Here is a 20457-nt window from a genome sequence, read left to right as displayed (position 1 = left end):
CGCTGTTGAGTTCTCAAGGAACGGACGCTTCCTTCGTACTCACCCTCTCGGGCTTTCCTCCGGGCGCTTCCCTTCGGTGTTTCCGACTCTATCAGTGTTTTTCCGACTCCCTGACCACTGTCCTGCAGGCATGCAGAAAGTGATCCGAAGATAGGATCTGATGAGTTGGTTGCCTGCCGGGCACGGGCACTCGACGTGTCCCTCATCCCCGAACAGGAAGTACGACTCTACAGCGGTCGCGGACCGCGTGCAAATCGATTAGAGTAGGTGGTCTAGACCTCTCGTCTAGACCACCTACGAGCCTGTCCCCGGAACCGGTACGTCACATGACATACCCTGCTGAACAGCACGCCGGAGACAGGCAGTGACGGCGCTCGTACAGATCTCCACGCCTTGGGAGGCTTCCCATGACCACCGTGACGTCCCCGCTTGCCGGACGTGCCATCGGACTGGCGTCCGTGCCCGATCCCGTCTTCTCCGGGGCCATGGTCGGCCCGGGGACGGCGATCGACCCCGCGCGGGAGCCCTCCGAGGCCGTCTCCCCCGTCGACGGCGTGATCGTCTCCCTGCATCCGCACGCGTTCGTCGTGGTGGACGAGAGCGGCCATGGCGTGCTCACCCACCTCGGTATCGACACGGTGCAGCTCAACGGCGAGGGCTTCGAGCTGCTCGTCAACAAGGGCGACACGGTGACCCGAGGTCAGAGCATCGTGCGCTGGGACCCGGCCGCCGTGGAGGCCGCCGGCAAGTCCCCGGTCTGCCCGGTCGTGGCCCTGGAGGCCACTGCGGACGCTCTTTCCGAGCTTCGCGACGACGGTGAGGTGAAGGCCGGCGACAGTCTCTTCCTCTGGAAGTGACACCACGCCGTCCCCCGACGGCCCCCAGGACAAAACACCACGGCGGCTGCGGCCGCCGGACTAGCGGAGACGGGTGAGATGGAGACAAAGCTGCGAGGCGTCGGTGTCAGCCACGGTGTGGCGATCGGCGAGGTCCGGCACATGGGTACGGCGGTGCTCGAGCCGCCCGCCAAGCAGATTCCGGCGGAGGACGCGGAGCGTGAGCAGGGACGCGCCCGCAAGGCCGTGGAGGCTGTCGCGGCCGATCTGATGGCACGCGGAAATCTCGCCGGCGGCGAGGCCCAGGCGGTGCTCGAGGCGCAGGCCATGATGGCCCAGGACCCTGAGCTGCAGGCCGACGTGGAGCGGCGCATCGCCGTCGGCAGCACGGCTGAGCGGGCGGTGTACGACGCGTTCGCCGCGTACCGCGAGCTGCTGGCGAACGCCGGTGAGTACCTGGCCGGCCGGGTGGCCGACCTCGACGACGTGCGGAACCGTATCGTCGCGCGGCTGCTCGGAGTGCCCATGCCCGGTGTGCCGGACAGCGACGAGCCGTACGTCCTGGTGGCCCGGGACCTCGCGCCGGCGGACACGGCGCTGCTCGACCCGACGCTGGTGCTCGGTTTCGTGACCGAGGAGGGCGGGCCGACCAGTCACAGCGCGATCCTGGCCCGCGCACTCGGTGTCCCGGCCGTGGTCGCCCTGCCGGGTGCCGGCGAGCTCGCCGAGGGCACGCTGATAGCGGTCGACGGCAGCACCGGCGAGATCTTCCTGAACCCGAGCGACGAGAAGCGGGCACAGCTCGAGACGGCAGCGGCCGAGCGCAAGGCCGCACTGGCCGCGTCGACCGGCCCGGGGGCGACCGCGGACGGTCACAAGGTGCCGCTGCTGGCCAACATCGGTGGTCCGGCGGACGTGGCGGCCGCCGTCGAGGCGGGGGCGGAGGGTGTTGGTCTCTTCCGCACCGAGTTCCTGTTCCTGGACGACAGCACGAGCGCTCCTTCCGAGGAGAAGCAGGTCACGGCGTACCGGCAGGTACTCGAGGCGTTTCCCGAGGGCCGGGTCGTGGTGCGCGTGCTGGACGCGGGCGCGGACAAGCCGCTGGACTTCCTCACCCCGGCGGACGAGCCGAACCCGGCGCTGGGCGTGCGCGGCCTGCGGACGCTGCTGGACCATCCCGCCGTGCTGCGTACCCAGCTGACGGCGCTGGCCAAGGCCGCGGAGGGACTGCCCGTGTACCTCGAGGTCATGGCCCCGATGGTGGCGGACCGGGCCGATGCCAAGGCCTTCGCGGACGCGTGCCGGGAGGCCGGCCTGCAGGCAAAGTTCGGCGCGATGGTGGAGATTCCGTCGGCCGCGCTGCGGGCGCGCTCGGTGCTGCAGGAGGTGGAGTTCCTGTCGCTGGGGACGAACGACCTCGCGCAGTACACGTTCGCTGCGGACCGTCAGGTGGGTGCGGTGTCCCGGCTGCAGGACCCGTGGCAGCCCGCGCTGCTCGATCTGGTGGCGCTGTCCGCGGAGGCGGCGAAGGCCGAGGGCAAGAGCTGTGGTGTATGCGGTGAGGCGGCCTCCGATCCGCTCCTGGCGTGTGTGCTGACCGGTCTCGGTGTCACCTCTCTCTCCATGGGTGCGGCGTCGATCCCGTACGTACGGGCGTCGCTGGCTAAGTTCACGCTGGCGCAGTGTGAGCGGGCCGCGGCGGCCGCACGGGCGGCGGACAGTGCCGAGGACGCCCGTGCCGCCGCTCATGCGGTGCTGTCGGGCGAGTAGCCGGATTCCGAACGGCTTCCGCAAGGGGGCGCTCCACCGGAGGTGGGGTGCCCCCTTCGGCGTTGCCGGGGTCAGTGGTGGTGGGCCGGGTTCGGGCCCTCCTCTCCGAGGTCGGGCGGCTCGCAGTAGTCGACGCCGGACTCCGGGCCGATGAGGTCTCCGGATTCGGCGTCGGTGCAGTAGGCGTCGAACACCTCTCCGGCGGTGAGGGGCTCGAGGCCGTAGGCGCGCAGGCGCCAGCCGTGGACGCGGTCGTGGGTGCCGGGTTTGCTGGTCCGCATGACCAGTCCGCCCGGGCTCGCGGTGGCGAGGCCGACGGCCAGGACGGTGGTGAATTCGAGTGCCTCTGTCTCGTCGATGTCCAGGCGGCCCGCGAGGTCGTCCGCGTGCAGGACGGCCACGAGGGTGTCCGGGGGGCCGGAGACGCTGCAGACGAGGTGCCGGTCGCCGGGCGGGGCGGTGTCGAGGATGCGCACGAGCAGGTGTGAGGCGCGGGCGAAGGCGGCGCGGCCGAGATCCTCGCCGCAGGAGACGCAGGGGCCCAGGCGGGCGAGGAGTGTGGTCGCGTACTCCCAGGTCGCCTGGCGGACGGCCTCGTCGACGAGCGTGGGCAGGAGGCCGGCCAGCGGCCGGCCGTCGTAGGGGACGGTGGGTCCGGTCGACGCCAGTTCGGCCGTGAACCGGGAGCGGCTGGTGTGGCTGTCGGGGTCGAGGCCGGTTTTCGCGCAGAACTCGGCGTAGTCCGCGGGGTCGAAGAGGGCCACGGTGGTGTGGCTGCCCTGCAGTGCGCGTGTCCTGAGGACGGCTTCGACGTGTTTGAGGTAGGTGGTGTGGTCGTCGAAGACGAAGCTGTCGTAGCGCCGCATGGCGCGGAAGTCGTGCTCGTCGGTCAGCAGGCCGATGGTGCCGACGATCTCGCGGCGCAGGACGCGTCGCATGGTTCGGTGGTCGGTGTACGCCATGTCTCCCCCTCTGCACAGTCGATCAATGCTCACTCACAGTAATCGGCGGCACTGACAGTGAGGGTCGGGGGAGACAATGGCGTACCCGGAAGGTCCGGAGTCGGCTCAGGCGCGCTTGCGGGCGAGGTCCTCGTAGAAGGCGAGGAGGTCGAGGTTGTCGATGGAGCCCGGGTTGACCGCCTTTTCCAGCGGGGTGCCCTGGAGGAGGCGCTTGACCGGGACCTCGATGCGCTTGCCGGTAAGGGTGTGCGGGACTCCGGGCACCTCGATGATCTCATCGGGGACGTGGCGGGGTGAGAGCTGCTCGCGGATGGTCCGCTTGATGCGGTTCAGCAGGTCCTCGTCCAGGGTGGCACCGGGTGCCAGGTGGACGAACAGGGGCATCCAGTAGCCGCCGTCGGGCTGTTCGATGCCGATGACGAGGGATTCCCTGATCTCGGGGAGGCGTTCCACGGCTTCGTAGATGTCGGCCGAGCCCATGCGGACGCCCTGGCGGTTGAGGGTGGAGTCGGAGCGGCCGTGGATGACGACGGAGCCCCTCGAGGTGATGGTGATCCAGTCGCCGTGCCGCCAGACGCCGGGGTAGGTGTCGAAGTAGCTGTCGTGGTACCGGCTGCCGTCGGGGTCGTTCCAGAAGCGGATCGGCATGGACGGCATGGGGTTGGTGACGACGAGTTCGCCGACCTCGTCGGTCAGGGGCTTGCCGCTGGGGTCCCATGACTGCAGGTCGGTGCCCAGGCCGGGGGCCTGGAGCTCTCCGACGTGGACGGGGAGGGTCGGTACGGCTCCGGCGAAGCAGGAGCAGACGTCCGTGCCGCCGCTGACGGAGGCGATCCACAGGTCGTCGCGGACCTCGTCGTGCAGCCAGCGGAAGCCGTCGGGGGGCAGGGGGGAGCCGGTGGTGGCCACGCATGTGACGGCGGAGAGGTCGTAGTCGTGTGAGGGGTGCACGCCGGCCTTGCGGCAGGCCATGACGTAGGCGGCGGAGGTGCCGTAGAGGGTGGCTCCGGTGCGTTCGGCGATCCGCCACTGGGCGCCGGTGTCGGGGTGGCCGGGGCTGCCGTCGTACAGGACGATCGTCGTTCCGGTCAGGAGGCCGGAGACGAGGAAGTTCCACATCATCCAGCCGGTCGACGTGTACCAGAAGAAGCGGTCCTCGGGGCCCAGGTCGCAGTGGAGTCCGAGCTGCTTGAGGTGTTCGACGAGGATGCCGCCCTGGGACTGGACGATCGCCTTGGGCAGTCCGGTGGTGCCGGAGGAGTAGAGCACCCACAGCGGGTGGTCGAAGGGCACCTGCTCGAAGACCGGCTCGGTGTCCGCCGAGATGAGGGCGGCCCAGTCGAGCGCACCGTCCGGGGCGTCGGTACCGAGCAGGGGGATGTGCACGACGGCGCGCAGGGTGGGCAGCTCGCGGCGGAGTTCGGCGACGACGTCACGGCGGTCGTGCTCCTTGCCGCCGTAGCGGTAGCCGTCGACGGTGAACAGGACGACGGGTTCGACCTGCTGGAAGCGGTCGAGGACGCTGCGGGCGCCGAAGTCGGGGGCGCAGGAGGTCCATACGCCGCCCACGGCCGCCGTGGCGAGGAGGGCGACGACGGCCTGCGGGATGTTCGGCAGGTAGCCGCTGACGCGGTCGCCGGGACGTACTCCGAGGGTGCGGAGCTCGGCGGCGAGGGAGCCGACCTGACGGCGCAGCTCGGCCCAGGTGACGGGTCGCGGATCATGGGTTTCGTCCACGTACAGCAGGGCCGGTTCGTCCGCGCGGGACTCGGTCGCCCGCAGGGCGTGCTCGGCGTAGTTGAGGGTCGCTCCGGGGAACCACTGGGCGCCGGGCATCGAGCGGTCGCCCAGTACGCGCTCGTAGGGGGTCGTGAAGCGGACGTCGAACCACTCCGTGACCGCTTTCCAGAAGGTGTCCAGTTCCTCCACGGACCAGCGGTGGAGCGCCGCGTAGCCGCCCTCGGCGGGGGCGCCGTGGTGCTCGGCGGCCCATGCCTGGAACGAGGTGATCCGTGCCCGGGCGATACGTTCCGGATCCGGCTGCCAGAGCGGCTGGGGGTTCTCGGTCGACATGGGGCGGCTCCCGGACTGTGCGCGTCGTGTGCGTCCTCCGCGCACGGGCTGGGGTGTGCGCGTGACGCGGCTGACAGGGACGATGCCACGTGATCGACTTCTGCACCAGGGTGCCCCGCACATAGTCCGTGTCGTGAAGATGTGGTCCGATCACGGGTGAACGGGAGTTGAACGGCACCCTGGCCGGGCTCGATCGGTGACAGGGTGGGCACTATGAACGGTCGTGACCTGGTGCGTTCGGTGAAATCGGTCGGTTCGGCGGGGGCGGCTCAGGGGTTGCGTACCGTACGAGCGGCGTGGCGGAGGAGGCGGGCGGACGCCGCTGGGCTGCCGGGGCGCGGGCCGGTGCGGGCGAGGGTGCCCGGAAGCGTGCGGGACGTGGAGCCGGGGCCGGGCGGGGGTGTGCTCCGGTTCACCCGCTCGGAACTGCGGATCTTCGTTGCGGTGAACGGGGCCGTCTTCTGGGGCTGGGACGGAGCGGCTCCGGAGCCGTCCTACGCGCTGGCCGGGCGCTGTCCCGATCCGGATCCGCGGGCGGCGCTGGAGCCGGACAAGGATGGTGGCTGGCGCGTGGTGGCCGAGCGGGTGACGGTCGTCGTCTCGCGGCACGGCGCGGTGGAGGTGCTGACTCCGGGGGGTGTGCCGCTGCGGCGGGACCTGCCGCCGCTGTGGTGGGAGCCGGTCGGGGGCGGCGCCGCGCGCTGGAAGCAGCGGTCGGAGGTTCCGGCGGACGCCCGCTTCTTCGGCCTCGGGGGCCGTGCGTCGGGGCCCCGGCTGCGGGACGGTGCGTACCGTTTGTGGAACACCGCTCCCCGTCGTGCCGTCGGGCCGGGCGGCGGTCCGCCGTCCGTCACAATGCCGGCGCAGATGGTGGTGGCCGACGCGGGCACGCATCTGGTGTTCCACGACAGTGCGTGGGACGGCACGGTGACGGTGCGCGAGGGTGCGGAGGGCGCCGGCTCCGGGCACGACCGGGCCGGTACGAGCGAGCTGCGGATGGACGGCGGCCCGCTGCGCTGCTGGGTGATGGTCGGGACTCCTGCGCGCGTGCTGCTCGCCTGGGCGTCGCTCACCGGTGCGCCGGCGCTGCCGCCCGCGTGGGCGCTCGGTCACCAGCACGTGTGGTCGGGCGGTGGCGGTGAGGAGGAGGTGCGGCGGATCGTCGACGACCACGTGGCGCACGAGGTGCCGCTGGACGCCGTGCACCTCGGTGTCGGCCACTTCGACTCGCGGCAGGTGTTCACCGTCGACCGGGAGCGGTTCCCGAAGCTGCCGGTCCTCGCGGACGAGCTGCTGCGCAAGGGCGTCAGGCTGGTGTCGGTCGTGGCCCCCGCCGTCGGGGCGATGCCAGGGAACGCCGTGTACGACGAGGGGGTGGGTCAAGGCGCCTTCGTGCGGGGCGCCGACGGGAAGGTCGTACGGGGAGTGTCGTGGACGGGGGACGCGGTCTTCCCGGACTTCACGCACGCGCGCGTGCGGGAGTGGTGGGGCGCGTTGTACGCGGAGCGGCTGGCACAGGGGTTCGCCGGCTTCTGGCACACGCTGGACGAGCCGACTTCGTTCACGGCGTTCGGGGAGCCGACGCTGCCGCGTTCGGCCCGGCACGCCCTGGACGGCCGGGACGGCGATCATCGCGAGGCGCACAATCTGTACGGGCTGTGCATGGCCCGGGCGGCGTACGAAGGGCTGCGCCAGCAGGCACCGCAGGATCGGCCGCTGGTGTTGTCGCGTTCCGGGTGGGCCGGTGTGCAGCGCTACGGCGGGGTGTGGTGGAGTCTGGCGGGGTCGGGCTGGTCCGGGTTGCGGGCATCGCTGGCTCTGGTGCTGGGGCTGGGCCTGTGCGGGGTTCCCTGTGCGGGTCCGGACATCGGCGGCTCGGACCGGGAGCGGTCGCCGGAGCTGTATCTGCGCCGGCTCCAGCTGGGTGCCTATCTGCCCGTGTTCCGTACGCGCACCGGTCCGCGTGCCGGGAGCGGGGAGCCGTGGGGGTTCGGTGCCGAGGTCCTGGAGCACGCGCGCGGGGTGCTCCTCGAGCGCCGGCGGCTGCTGCCGTACTTCATGACGCTGGCGCATCTCGCGCGGCGCACCGGGGCGCCCTATGTGCGGCCGTTGTGGTGGGCGGCGCCGGAGGAGCGCTCGTTGCGCGACTGTGAGGACGCCTTCCTGCTCGGTGACTGTCTGTTGGTGGCTCCGGTGCTCGACCCGGGTGCGGACCGGCGGGCCGTCGTGCTCCCGCGCGGGCGGTGGTACGACACGGCGACGGAACGGGTGTACGAGGGGCCCGCCCGGGTGGTGGTCGACGCGCCCCTGGGACGGATACCGGTGTTCGCGCGCGGGGGCTCGGTGCTGCCGGTCCTGGGTGAGGACGGCGGTACGGAGCTCGAGGTGTGGGCACCGGCCCGGGGGCGGAGCGGGGGTGGGCTGGCCGTGCCTGATTCCGGTGACGGGTGGGAGGAGCCGGAGATCGAGCGGTACACGGTGAGGTGGTCGGGCCCGCGGATCGTCGTCGAGCGGGAGGGCGAGGACGGGGTGAGGGTGCCGGCCTGTCCGGTACGCGTCCGCGGGCTGGGCCCGGCCGGGGATCAGATGTAGCGGCCCTCGAACCACGCCCGTACGGCCAGGGTGTGCAGGGGGAAGGCGAGTTCCTCGGGGTGGCGGAGCAGGCCCCGGGCCTCGGTCTCGTCGGTGGGGGCGAAGGGCGGCAGGTCCTTTGCGGGGCGTTCGGGCAGGAGCCCGAACAGCAGCAGGTGTCCGTCGGGCGAGCTCATGGCGTCGGCGAGCCGTACGTCGCGGCTCGCCGCGTCGATGCCGGTCTCCTCCTTGAGTTCACGGACGACGGCGTGGCGCCAGTCCTCCCGGTCGTCGATGTAGCCGCCGGGCAGGGCTGTGCGCCCGCGTGCGGGAGCGATGGCCCGGGTGACGACGACCAGGGCGGTGCCCTGTGTGTCGTACACCGGCTGGAGGGCCACCGCGACCGGGAGGGGGTTGCGATAGGCGACGGTGCCGCAGGCCGGGCAGGTGCGGGGCCAGCCGGAGACGCCCTCTCCGAAGGGCGTGCCGCAGCTCGAACAGTGGGAGTCCGGCGCGGAGTTGGGAACCATGGGAGTTTCGGACACGCGCGGGACTGTATCCGATCACGGTGGGGGCGTCTCCGGGGGGTCGGTCAGTGGCGGCCGTGGAGGGACCTGCGGGACACCGGGAAGTCGAAGTAGGTGTCCGGGTGGGTTTCCGGCGTGAAGGTGTAGTGCCACCACTCCTCGGGGAGGTTCACGAATCCGAGCTCCTCCAGGGTGCTCTTCAGCAACAGCCGGTTGGCGCGCTGTTCGCCCCGGATGCGCGGGGCGAGGGTGTGGCTGAGGGTGTCGAAGCAGTCGTAGCCGGTGCCCATGTCCACGGAGCTGTCGGGGAACCTCTGGTCCTGGGGTGCGAAGCAGGGGATGAGGGGTTGCCCGGGGTGGTAGGGCCGGGTGGGCCGGGCGGGGAGCTTCACGAGGGTGAGGTCCACCGTCGAGCCGCGGCTGTGGCCGGACTTCTCCGCGATGTAACCGTCGGCGAACAGCCTGGTCTTGTCGACGTTCGGGTAGAACTCGGCCTTCATCCTCTGGTCGTCGAGGTCCTTGGCCCAGCGGACGAAGTGGTCCACCGCGCGTTGCGGCCGGTAACAGTCGTACACCTTGAGGGAGTAGCCGCGGCGCAGGAGCTTGCGCTGGGCCGTGTGGAGGGCTTGGGCGGCGGGCCGCGTGAGGATGCACAGGGGCTGGCGGTAGCCGTCGACGGGCTCGCCGACGAAGTTGTGCGGGGTGACGTAGCGGATCTCCTGCATGATCGTCGGGTCCACGCTGTTCAGCGCCACGAAGTCCCGCGGTGCCCGGGGTTCGGGTTCCGCCCGGGCGGGCGCGGCGGTGGCGGTCGCGGTGAGCAGGGCGGCGATGGCGGTGGCCAGACCGCGTACCACGGTGGAGAGTCGTGTCATGTCCCCTGCATCTATCAGGAGTCGGCTCGCTCGGGAAGCAGGTGGCCGAAAACCGTTCCGGTCGGCGACCTTGACGCCCCCAGAGTGCCGGTGAACACTTCCGGTGTCAGTCGACATCGCCGTACATCTCGGTGCTTTCCGGCACGCCACTTCTGGGGTCCTCCTGCCACAAGGCCCACTCCCCACGGGCGATTCGACTGCGACGGCACGCTCGTCACGGACGCCGGGCGGGGCGCGGTTTCCCCTGCCTTCGGCTGAAGTCGCCATGGGAAACGCACCCTGCACGTGAGGTCCGGGGCGGATCGTCCTGGGCCAGGGCCTAGGAGCCGCCATGAGCAACGGAGACATATTCGTCGGGGAAGTCATCGGCACAGCGATCCTCATCCTGTTCGGCGCCGGGGTGGTCGCGGCCGTCGTGCTGAACTACTCGAAGGCGAAGGACGCCGGCTGGGTCGTCATCGCGCTGGGCTGGGGTTTCGGCGTGATGGCCGGGGCGTACACCGCCGCCCCGCTGTCCGGCGGGCACCTCAACCCGGCGGTCACCCTCGGGATCGCCATCGACACGGGGGAATGGGACAAGGTACCCGTCTACATCGCCGGGGAGATGGTCGGCGCCATGCTCGGCGCCGTGCTGTGCTGGCTGGTCTACTACGCGCAGTTCCAGGCCAACTCCGAGGAGGACATCGCCCAGCCGACGCTCGGCGTCTTCTCGACATCGCCGACGATCCGCAACCCCGTCGCGAACCTCATCACCGAGATCATCGCGACCATGGCGCTGGTGCTGCCGATCCTCGCGTTCGGCCTGACCAAGGGACTCGGCGAGTCGGGCACCGCGATCCTCATCGTCTCGTTCCTGGTGGTCGGCATCGGCCTCTCGCTCGGCGGTCCGACCGGATATGCCATCAACCCGGCCCGTGACCTCGGACCGCGCATCGTCCACGCGCTGCTTCCGATCCCCAACAAGGGCACCTCCGACTGGGGGTACGCGTGGGTTCCCGTGGTGGGACCGCTCATCGGCGCGGCGCTGGCCGGGCTCGTCTTCAACGCAGCCTTCTGAACGAACCTCCGCACGAACCGACGAAGGGGACGTCATGACGGACAAGTTCGTCGCCGCGATCGATCAGGGCACCACCTCCAGTCGCTGCATCGTCTTCAACCAGCACGGCGCCATCGTCGCCGTCGACCAGCGCGAGCACCGCCAGATCTTCCCGAAGCCGGGCTGGGTCGAGCACGACGCCACCGAGATCTGGTCCAAGGTGCAGGCCGTGGTCGCGGGGGCGATTGCCAAGGCCGGCCTGCGTGCGGACCAGCTGAGCGCGCTGGGCATCACCAACCAGCGGGAGACGACCGTCCTGTGGGACCGGGCCACGGGCAAGCCCGTCCACAACGCCATCGTGTGGCAGGACACCCGGACCGCCGCACTCTGCAGCCAGTTGGGCGGATCGGACGGGCAGGACCGTTTCCGCGAGCAGACCGGGCTGCCGCTGGCCAGCTACTTCTCCGGGCCGAAGGCCGCCTGGCTGCTGGACAACGTGCCCGGTCTCAGGGCGCGCGCGGAGAACGGCGAGATCGCGTTCGGCACCATCGACTCCTGGCTGATCTGGAACCTCACGGGCGGCACGGACGGCGGCCGGCACGTCACCGATGTGACCAACGCCGGTCGGACCATGCTGATGAACCTGGAGACGCTCCAGTGGGACGCGTCCATCCTGTCCGCGATGAACGTGCCCGAGGCGGTGCTCCCGGAGATCAGGTCCTCCTCCGAGGTGTACGGCACCGCGGTGGGCCAGCTCTCCGGCGTCCCCGTCGCCTCGGCGCTGGGTGACCAGCAGGCGGCCGTCTTCGGACAGGCCTGCTACGACGTGGGCACGGCGAAGAACACGTACGGCACAGGCAGCTTCCTGCTTCTCAACACCGGGAACCGGCCGGTGCCGTCGAAGAGCGGGCTCCTCACGACGATGGGGTACAAGATCGGTGACGAGGCACCCGTCTACTGCCTGGAGGGTTCGATCGCCATCACGGGCGCGCTGGTGCAGTGGTTCCGTGACCAGCTCGGCATCATCCGCACCGCCGACGAAATCGAACCGCTCGCGAGGAGCGTGGACGACAACGGCGGGGCCTACATCGTGCCCGCGTTCTCCGGCCTCTTCGCCCCGTACTGGCGTTCCGACGCGCGCGGTGTGGTCACAGGGCTCACCCGGTACGTGACGAAGGGGCACCTCGCGCGTGCTGTGCTGGAGGCGACGAGCTGGCAGACCCGCGAGGTCGTGGACGCCATGTACCAGGACTCGGGGGTGCAGATCACCACCCTGAAGGTCGACGGCGGCATGACGAAGAACAACCTGCTCATGCAGCACCAGGCGGATGTCCTCGGGGTTCCTGATCCGGCCCCGCGTGTCGGAGACGACCTGTCTGGGAGCCGCCTACGCGGCAGGGCTCGCCACGGGCGTGTGGCACGGCCTGGACGAGCTGAAGTCGCATTGGCAGAAGGACGCCGCATGGACGCCCGCCATGGAGGCGTCGGTGCGCGACCGCGAGTACCACAACTGGCGCAAGGCGGTGGAGAAGAGCTTCGGCTGGATGGAGGAGGGCGACGACTGACCACGCGCGGTCGCCCCGTCCTCCGCGCGGCGGCCCGTGCTCCGGTCGGCGGGAGCACGGGCCGCATCTCCGCGGCCGCGTCAGGTGGTGACGGCCGCCCGTCGCTGCGAGGCCTGCGCCATGGCGTGCTGGACGACGCCGATGAGCACCTCCTTGACCGACTCGCGGTCCCGCGCGTCGCACATCACCAGTGGTACGTGGTCGTCGAGGTCGAGGGCCCGGCGGACGTCCTCGGCCGGGTAACGGGCCGCCTCGTCGAAGCAGTTGACGCCGACCAGGAACGGTATGGAGCGCCGCTCGAAGTAGTCGACGGCCGCGAAGCAGTCCTCCAGCCGCCGGGTGTCGGCGAGGACCACGGCTCCGAGGGCGCCTTCGGACAGCTCGTCCCACATGAACCAGAACCGCTCCTGTCCGGGTGTCCCGAAGAGATACAGCACCAGGTCCTCGCGGAGCGTGATGCGGCCGAAGTCCATGGCCACGGTGGTGGTGTTCTTGGCCTCCACACCGCTGGTGTCGTCGACCGGGCGGCCGGCCTCGGTGAGGAGCTCCTCGGTGCGCAGCGGCCTGATCTCGCTGACCGCGCCGACAAGCGTGGTCTTGCCCACGCCGAAGCCGCCGGCCACCAGGATCTTGAGCGTGACGGGCTCGACCGGGGGCTTGCCGCGCTCAGAACGCCCGAAGATCATCGATCTCTTCTCCTGCTTGATGGGGTTCGGACGGCGGGCCGTATCCCCCGCCGCCGGGGGTTTCGATGACGAGTACGTCGCCGGGGCCGACGTCCGCCGAGTCGCTGCCGGCGAGCGGGGTGACCGTGCCGTCCGCCCGCTCGACCCGGTTGGCGCCCGGTGCTCCTGGCGCGCCTCCCGCCATGCCGTACGGGGGCACCCTGCGGTGCTGGGACAGCGTGGAGACGGTCATCGGCTCCAGGAAGTGGATCCGGCGCACGGCCCCGTCCCCGCCGCGCCACCGGCCGGCGCCGCCGCTGCCGTGGCGCACCGCGAACTCCTCGAGCCTGACGGGCAGCCGCCACTCCAGGATCTCGGGGTCGGTGAGCCGGGAGTTGGTCATGTGGGTCTGGACGACGGACGCGCCGGGGAAGCCGTCCCCGGCACCGGATCCGGACGCGACCGTCTCGTAGTACTGGTGGCGCGCGTTGCCGAAGGTGACGTTGTTCATGGTGCCGGAGCCCTCCGCCTGGACGCCCAGGGCGGCATAGAGCGCGCCCGTGATGGCCTGGGAGGTCTCCACGTTGCCCGCGACGACGGCGGCAGGCGGCTCGGGCGCGAGCATGGAGCCGGGCGGGACGACGATGTCCAGCGGGCGCAGGCAGCCGTCGTTCAGCGGGATGTCGGCGGCGACCAGGGTGCGGAAGACGTACAGGACGGCCGCGTTGACGACCGAGAAGGGGGCGTTGAAGTTGGTGGCCAGCTGCGCCGACGTCCCGGTGAAGTCGATGGTCGCGGACCGGTTCTCACGGTCCACCCGGACACTCACCCGGATGACGGCGCCCGAGTCGGTCTCGTAGGCGCAGTCACCGTCGTCGAGGGCGTCGATGACGCGGCGTACCGCTTCCTCGGCATTGTCCTGGACGTGCTTCATGTAGGCCTGGACGACGTCGAGGCCGAAGTTCTCGATCATGCGGCCGACCTCGTCGACGCCCTTGTGGTTGGCGGCGATCTGGGCGCGCAGGTCGGCGAGGTTGGTCGTCGGGTTGCGGGAGGGGTGGGGTGCCTCGGTGAGGAGGCGGAGGGTCTCCTCCTCCCGGAAGCGGCCGTTCTCGGACAGCAGCCAGTTGTCGAAGAGGACGCCCTCCTCGTCGATGGTGCGGCTGTCGGCCGGCATGGAGCCCGGGGCGATGCCGCCGATCTCGGCGTGGTGGCCGCGTGAGGCGACGTAGAAGAGGATCTCCCGGTCACTCTGCGTGTCGGCCGAAGGCTCCGTGCCGAAGACCGGGGTGATCACGGTGACGTCGGGCAGATGGGTGCCGCCGTGGTACGGATCGTTGACGGCATAGGTGTCCCCGGGGCGCATGCCGGAACCGCGGCGTCTGATGACCTCCTTGACGCTGGTGCCCATCGAGCCCAGGTGGACGGGGATGTGCGGGGCGTTGGCCACCAGGTTTCCGTCGGGGTCGAAGAGGGCGCAGGAGAAGTCCAGACGCTCCTTGATGTTGACGGACTGAGCGGTGGACTCCAGTCGGGCACCCATCTGTTCGGCGATGGACATGAAGAGGTTGTTGAAGACCTCGAGCAGCACGGGATCGGCTGCCGTGTCGATGTCGGAACTCTGCGTGACCGCGGCGCGTTCCATGACCAGATGCCCGTGGTCGGTCGCGGCGGCCCGCCATCCGTCGTCGACGACGGTCGTCGCACCGGATTCGGTGATGATCGCCGGACCGGTGACGGTCTCGCCGGGGGGAAGGTCCTCGCGGCGGTGGAGGGGTACGTCGCGCCAGGTGCCGCCGGTGTGGAGGCGGACGGTCCGCGGGGCCACGGCGCCGTGTTCGGGGGTGCCCTCGTAGGGAGCGAGGGCGGACAGATCGGGGGGTTGCGTGATGCCGGTGGCTTCGACGGAGAGGGCTTCGACGACGATCGGGCGGTCGAGCGTGAAGGAGTACGTGGCGCGATGACGTTCCTCGAAGGCGCGCCGCATCGCGTCCGGCTCGGTCAGTTCGACGGTGAGGGTGGTGTCCGTGCCGTCGTAGCGGAGCTGGGCGCGGCGGGTGACCTCGATCCGCTCCTCGGGGACGTCCTCGGCGATGAGTTCGGCGCGGGCCGCGCTCTCCAGGTCGTCTGCGGTCTTGTGGACGGCGGGCATCGCGCCGGGCTCCAGGGGTGCCTCGACGGACTGCTCCCGCATGGCCGTGGTGTCGGCGAGGCCGATGCCGAGTGCCGACAGCACTCCCGCCATGGGCGGGACCAGAACGGTGCGGATGCCGAGGGAGTCGGCGACCATGCACGCGTGCTGTCCGCCCGCCCCGCCGAAGGTGGTGAGGGCGTACCGGGTGACGTCGTGGCCCTTCTGGACGGAGATCCGCTTCACCGCGCCGGCGATGTTGGCGACGGCGATCTGAAGGTAACCCTCCGCGACCTGTTCAGGGGTGCGGTCGTCGCCGGTCCGTTCTCGGATCTCGTGGGCGAGGGCGGTGAAGCGGTCGCGGACGAGCGTGTCGTCGAGGGGCTGGTCGCCGTCCGGGCCGAAGACCGCGGGGAAGTGGGCGGGCTGGATACGGCCGAGCATGACGTTGGCGTCGGTGACGGCCAGCGGGCCGCCGCGCCGGTAGCAGACGGGGCCCGGGTCCGCGCCCGCCGAGTCCGGGCCCACGCGGTAGCGGGAGCCGTCGAAGTGGAGGACGGAGCCGCCGCCGGCGGCGACGGTGTGGATGTCCAGCATGGGAGCGCGGAGCCTGACTCCGGCGATCTGTGTGGTGAAGACGCGTTCGTACTCGCCCGCGAAGTGCGAGACGTCGGTGGAGGTACCGCCCATGTCGAAGCCGATGACGCGGTCGTGGCCGGCGAGCTGGGACATGCGCGCCATGCCGACGATGCCGCCGGCCGGCCCGGAGAGGACGGCGTCCTTGCCGCGGAACTGGCCGGCCTCGGTGAGCCCGCCGTTGGACTGCATGAACATCAGCCGTACGCCCTCGAGTTCGTCGGCGACGTGGCGGACGTAGCGGCGCAGCACGGGCGAGAGGTAGGCGTCGACGACGGCGGTGTCCCCGCGCGGGACGAGCTTCATCAGGGGGCTGACCTCGCTGGACAGCGAGATCTGCGGGAAACCGATGCGGCCGGCGAGCTCCCCGATGCCCTGTTCGTGGGCGGGGTGGAGGTGGCTGTGCATGCAGACCACGGCGACGGCCCGGATCCCGTCGTCGTAGGCCTGGCGCAGCGGACCGCTGAGGGCGTCCAGGTCCGGTTCGCGCAGGACGGTGCCGTCGGCGGCGATGCGTTCGTCCACCTCGACGACCCGTTCGTACAGCAGCTCGGGCAGGTCGATGCGGCGGGCGAAGATGCTGGGGCGGTTCTGATAGGCGATGCGCAGGGCGTCGCGGAAGCCGCGGGTGATGACGAGCAGCGTTCGTTCGCCCTTGCGTTCGAGAAGGGCGTTGGTGGCGACCGTGGTCCCCATGCGCACGGCGTCGACGGGGTCGCCGGACCCGGCCAGCAACGCGCGAACGCCCACGACCGCCGCGTCGGTACCGGCCGTCGCTCGGCCGCCGGTGCCGGGCGCCGAATCCGGAGCCGGGCGGTCGGACAGCACCTTGTGGGTGAGCAGCCGGCCGTCGGGGCGCCGCGCGACGATGTCGGTGAAGGTGCCGCCTCGGTCGACCCAGAACTGCCAGCCTGTCACGTCAGTACCCCGCTTCCGCGCCGGTCACAGCGCCCGGAGGCCGTTGATCACGTCGCGCAGAATACTCTCGTCCGGCAGTTCCGCCGGGGGTACGGGCCGGTTCACATGGACCAATTCGGAGTCCACGAGATCTCCGACGAGGACCCGGACCACTCCGATCGGCAGATCGAGCTCGGCGGCGAGTTCGGCGACGGTCTGCGAGCTGTCGCGGCACAGTCCCACGATGTCCACGTGCTCCGGGGAGAGGGTCGGATCGTCCTCCGGATCGTCCGCGTGCGGCTCGGTGACGACCACCGCGATCAGGTCGAGGCGGTGCTGGGCCGCACTGGTGGTGCGGCCCCGCGTCATCGCGTACGGACGGACGACCGGTCCGGCCTCGTCGTCGAACCAGTGGCTACTACCCTGACCGTCAGCGCTCATGACATCCCACTACCCGCCCGAGGGCAGATCGGTGCGCGGAGCGGCACCCAGATGTACGCCGACCCGCTTCACGAGGAGCGTCATCTCGTAGGCGACCTGTCCCACGTCGGAGTCGGCGTCCGCGAGGACGGCGAGACAGCTGCCGTCACCGGCGGCTGTGACGAACAGGAACGCCTCGTCGAGTTCGACGACCGTCTGGCGGACGTCACCGGCCTCGAAGTGGCGGCCCACGCCCTTGGCGAGGCTGTGGAAGCCGGAGGCGACGGCGGCCAGATGCTCGCTGTCCTCCCGGGTCAGGTCCTTCGAGGCCCCGGTGGGCAGGCCGTCGCCGGAGAGCACGATCGCCTTGCGGATGCTGGCGACACGGTCCACCAGGTCGTCGAGGAGCCAGTTCAGCTCCCCCTTGTCGGTCTCGGTGTGGCCGGTGGCCCTCGGTGCGGTCATCGACCGTCCCCCTTTGTCGTTCGTCGTGTTGCTGTGCCGCTGTCGGCCTCGTCGCCCGCGGCGTTCTCCTCGCGGCCGCGCTGCCAGCCGCGCTGGAGCGAGGCCATACGGCTGCGTACTTCGTCCGCGTCCCGTTCAACGGGCAGGGCCCTGTCCTCGTTCCGAGGCTCGGCACTGCGCTTGAGCTGGGGGGCCAGGCTGGCCTGCCGTACCCGCCGGGGCAGCGATCCACCGCCGGGCGGCGGGGGGCCGGCGTCCGGTGCGCCGGGGGCCGGCGGCGCGTCGTCGGGTCCGCCCGCGCTGACCCCGGGGCTGCGGGTGCGCCGGGGAAGGCCGGCCGGCGGTTCCGGCCGGGCCTCGCGCGACGTGCCGGCGGCCGCCGGAGTGGCGCCGCGGCGTCCCGCGTCGCCGATGCCGGGCCGGGAGGCCTCGGCGGAGCGTCGGCGGGCGGGCAGCGGCGGCGGTGTCTCCGCGTCGGGTTCTTCGCGCTCGCGGTCGGAGGAGAGCCGGTCGGTGCGGCGCCGGGCGGGCAGGGGGGCGAGGGCGTCCGAGCCCGGGCGGCCGGTTCCCCGGCGTGCTGTGGCTTCCTCACCGCGGCGCCGGGCGGGCAGCGCAGGCGGCGCTGCCTCGAGCTCGGTGCGGGCGGACGGGCCGGTGGTCTCCTCCTCCGCACGCTCTCCGCGGGCACGCCGGTCGCGGACCGGACGGCCGTGGGAGCTGACCAGCTTGGGGGCCGCCCTGCGGGTGAGCGGTACCGGGGCGTCCGTCCGGTCGCCCGCTTCGGGCACCTTCGGGGTGTCGGGCCCCTGCGGCTCGGGCTCATGGCCGCGGCCCGGCCGCTCGTCGGCGGTGCCGCCGACGGAGCGGCGGGGGCGGAAGAGACCGCCGTGCTCGCTGTCCGCGTCGCCCAGGACGCCGGGGAAACCCTCCTCCAGGACGTCCAGGTCGACGGGGGCCTCCAGTTCCACCGGCCCGTCCAACAGCGAGGCGGGCAGCCGGGGCAGCTGCACGGGCACCTGGGAGAGCGCGGCGCGGCGGCTCTCCTCCGGCTCCCGGTCCTGGGCGCGCTGGGGGCGGTCGAGACGGAAACCGACGCCGTTGGTGTCCGGGATGTCGTCCGTCAGCAGGGCGTCGGGGATGAAGACGACCGCCGTGGTACCTCCGTACGGGGAGGGCTGCAGGGAGACCCGGACGTTCTGGCGCTGTGCGAGACGGCTGACCACGAACAGGCCGAGCCGGTCGGTGTCGGAGAGCTCGAACTCCGGCGTCTCGGCCAGTCGGAGGTTGGCGTCCAGGAGCGCATCGGCCGCCATGCCGAGACCGCGGTCGTGGATCTCCAGGGTGAAGCCGTTGCCCACCCGGTCGCCGAGGACCTGGACGGCGGTGTGCGGCGGGGAGAACACCGTTGCGTTCTCGAGCAGTTCGGCGACGAGATGGGTGAGGTCGGCGACGGCCGGTCCGGTGACGGCGACCCTCGGCAGCCGGCGCACCTCTATGCGTTCGTAGTCCTCGACCTCGGCGACGGCGGCACGTACGACGTCCATGAGCTGGACGGGTTTGCGCCACTGCCGGGAGGGTGCGGCGCCGGAGAGGATCACCAGACCCTCGGCGTGCCGGCGCATGCGGGTGGTGAGGTGGTCGAGGCGGAACAGGTCGGCGAGTTCCTCGGTGTCCTCGGTCCTGCGTTCCATGGTGTCCAGCAGGGTGAGCTGCTTGTGCAGCAGGACCTGGCTGCGGCGGGCGAGGTTGACGAACACCTCGGAGACGCCTGCGCGCAGCTCCGCCTGCTTGACGGCGGCCTCCACGGCGGCGCGCTGGAGCGTGTTGAGGGCCTGGCCGACCTCGCCCATCTCGTTCTTGTCGTACTCCAGGCGCGGGACCTCGGTCTCGATGTCGACCTGTTCACCGGCCGAGAGGCGGCGCATCACGCTGGGCAGCCGTACGCCGGACGCCTCGTGGGCCTCCAGGCGCAGCTGCCGGAGGTCACGGATGAGTCCGCGGCCGACGCGTACGGAGAGGAAGAGGGAGACCAGAAGGGCGATCAGTCCGAGGACACCGGCGATGACGGCCTGGGCGATGACGCCCATGGCGACGGGGCGGACGCGGTCCTGGTAGCGGTCGGTGGCCTGGTCGTTGAGCGTGCCGAGTTCGGCGAGCACATTGCCGGCGGCGGTGTCCCAGCTCTTGGCGGTGATCCCGCGGGGCGGCCCGGTGCCGGAGGAGACGGCGGCCTCCTCACCCACGCGCAGCGGGGCGGACGCGGCGTTCTTCCAGAAGGTCTCGTAGCGGTCGCGCTCGGCCGCGGGCAGCTGCGGCAGTCCGGCGTCGTACAGCAGCGTGCGCTGGGCCATGAGGTCGGAGATGTCCCGCGCTTCGGAACGGGACAGTTTGCCGACGATCAGGGCGGAGCCGAGCAGGGCGTCCTCGCGGGAGAGCAGTTCGCGGGCGCGGGCGAGACTGACGAGGGCGCGGTACTGCTTGTCGAGCTCGACGTCGTCGACCACGTGAAGATTGGCCAGCAGCACATAGCACGGGTCGACCAGCCGGTTGTAGAGGTCGAGGGCCTGGGAGCGGTTGACGGTGCCGTCCTCGACGCTGCGCCTGAGGGACTCGATGCCGTTGAACGATTCCAGCACCGCGCTGAGCTCGTCGGAGCCGCCGTGCATGGCCTCGCGCACCTCGGCGTCGGCCGCGCTTGCGCGGACGCCCTCGACGGCCTTGTCGGTGGCGGCGCGGCTGCGCCGGAGTGCGGCGAGTCCGTCGGAGGCGCGGGGGTCGGCGAGATAGACGAGGGTCTGTCTGCGCTCCTGCTGGAGGACGCGCACGGTGTCCTCGACGGGGTAGCCGACCTCCTCCATCACGGACGACACGTCGAAGAGGTGGCTTGCCTCGCGGCCCGTGATCACCGTGGTGAAGGCCCAGATCGTCGTCAGGGACACCAGCGGCACGAGAAGCAGCGCCACGATCTTCCGGCGGATGGACTTCCCGCGAAAGCGCATGGCCTCCCCCAGCTCGGCCCCCGAGAGAC

Annotated in this window: 13 protein-coding genes and 1 pseudogene; 5 read left to right on the top strand and 9 right to left on the bottom strand. The window is 71.2% G+C overall.

The window, feature by feature from the left end:
- Nucleotides 1-407 precede the first annotated feature (407 nt).
- A complete protein-coding gene (locus ACZ44S_RS37285; RefSeq protein WP_190167045.1) occupies nt 408-857 on the top strand; it encodes a PTS sugar transporter subunit IIA in 450 nt (149 codons plus the stop codon).
- A 78-nt stretch (nt 858-935) separates the two neighbouring features.
- Nucleotides 936-2606 carry a phosphoenolpyruvate--protein phosphotransferase gene (gene ptsP / locus ACZ44S_RS37280; protein ID WP_466937548.1) on the top strand — a complete coding sequence of 557 codons (1671 nt, stop codon included), beginning with the start codon at nt 936-938 and terminating at the stop codon, nt 2604-2606.
- A 71-nt stretch (nt 2607-2677) separates the two neighbouring features.
- On the opposite strand, the gene ACZ44S_RS37275 is transcribed toward ptsP, so the two are convergent.
- Together ACZ44S_RS37275 and ACZ44S_RS37270 are read right to left on the bottom strand one after the other, a co-directional pair.
- Nucleotides 2678-3568, bottom strand: a complete 891-nt coding sequence (locus tag ACZ44S_RS37275; protein ID WP_466937545.1) for a hypothetical protein — start codon at nt 3566-3568, stop codon at nt 2678-2680.
- 105 nt (nt 3569-3673) lie between these two features.
- Nucleotides 3674-5641, bottom strand: a complete 1968-nt coding sequence (locus ACZ44S_RS37270) for an acetoacetate--CoA ligase (RefSeq protein WP_466937543.1) — start codon at nt 5639-5641, stop codon at nt 3674-3676.
- Nucleotides 5642-5854: 213 nt separating this feature from the next.
- Between ACZ44S_RS37270 and ACZ44S_RS37265 the strand changes: the two genes are divergently transcribed.
- Nucleotides 5855-8233 (top strand): glycoside hydrolase family 31 protein, encoded by a 2379-nt coding sequence (locus tag ACZ44S_RS37265; RefSeq protein ID WP_466937541.1) that lies wholly within the window; start codon nt 5855-5857, stop codon nt 8231-8233.
- Here ACZ44S_RS37265 and ACZ44S_RS37260 read toward each other — a convergent pair.
- Both ACZ44S_RS37260 and ACZ44S_RS37255 read right to left on the bottom strand, forming a co-directional pair.
- Nucleotides 8224-8757, bottom strand: coding sequence for an NUDIX domain-containing protein (locus ACZ44S_RS37260; protein ID WP_466937539.1), 534 nt, complete (start codon nt 8755-8757; stop codon nt 8224-8226). The genes ACZ44S_RS37265 and ACZ44S_RS37260 overlap by 10 nt on opposite strands.
- A 47-nt stretch (nt 8758-8804) precedes the next feature.
- Nucleotides 8805-9614 carry a M15 family metallopeptidase gene (locus tag ACZ44S_RS37255; RefSeq protein WP_466937538.1) on the bottom strand — a complete coding sequence of 270 codons (810 nt, stop codon included), beginning with the start codon at nt 9612-9614 and terminating at the stop codon, nt 8805-8807.
- Between the two features lie 331 nt (nt 9615-9945).
- Here ACZ44S_RS37255 and ACZ44S_RS37250 point away from each other — a divergent pair, with 331 nt between their 5' ends.
- Together ACZ44S_RS37250 and glpK are read left to right on the top strand one after the other, a co-directional pair.
- On the top strand, nt 9946-10671 hold the full coding sequence (locus ACZ44S_RS37250) for an MIP/aquaporin family protein (protein WP_466937536.1): 726 nt from the start codon (nt 9946-9948) through the stop codon (nt 10669-10671).
- Between the two features lie 34 nt (nt 10672-10705).
- Nucleotides 10706-12215 (top strand): annotated as a pseudogene (glpK, locus tag ACZ44S_RS37245) (glycerol kinase GlpK).
- Between the two features lie 80 nt (nt 12216-12295).
- Here the strand turns inward: glpK and ACZ44S_RS37240 are convergent.
- The 5 genes from ACZ44S_RS37240 to ACZ44S_RS37220 are packed head-to-tail and all read right to left on the bottom strand — an operon-like array spanning nt 12296 to nt 20428.
- Entirely contained in the window at nt 12296-12901 is a 606-nt protein-coding gene (locus tag ACZ44S_RS37240; protein WP_466937534.1) for a GTP-binding protein, read from the bottom strand.
- On the bottom strand, nt 12882-16565 hold the full coding sequence (locus ACZ44S_RS37235; RefSeq protein WP_466937532.1) for a hydantoinase B/oxoprolinase family protein: 3684 nt from the start codon (nt 16563-16565) through the stop codon (nt 12882-12884). The genes ACZ44S_RS37240 and ACZ44S_RS37235 overlap by 20 nt, the downstream gene beginning before the upstream one ends.
- A gap of 24 nt (nt 16566-16589) precedes the next feature.
- On the bottom strand, nt 16590-16985 hold the full coding sequence (locus ACZ44S_RS37230; protein ID WP_466937529.1) for a DUF742 domain-containing protein: 396 nt from the start codon (nt 16983-16985) through the stop codon (nt 16590-16592).
- Nucleotides 16986-16994: 9 nt separating this feature from the next.
- Nucleotides 16995-17429, bottom strand: coding sequence for a roadblock/LC7 domain-containing protein (locus ACZ44S_RS37225; protein ID WP_189560163.1), 435 nt, complete (start codon nt 17427-17429; stop codon nt 16995-16997).
- On the bottom strand, nt 17426-20428 hold the full coding sequence (locus tag ACZ44S_RS37220; protein ID WP_466937527.1) for a sensor histidine kinase: 3003 nt from the start codon (nt 20426-20428) through the stop codon (nt 17426-17428). The genes ACZ44S_RS37225 and ACZ44S_RS37220 overlap by 4 nt, the downstream gene beginning before the upstream one ends.
- Between the last annotated feature and the right edge of the window lie 29 nt (nt 20429-20457).

It is taken from the genome of Streptomyces malachitofuscus (genome assembly GCF_055571035.1).
This window is presented reverse-complemented; position numbering and strand designations above follow the sequence as displayed.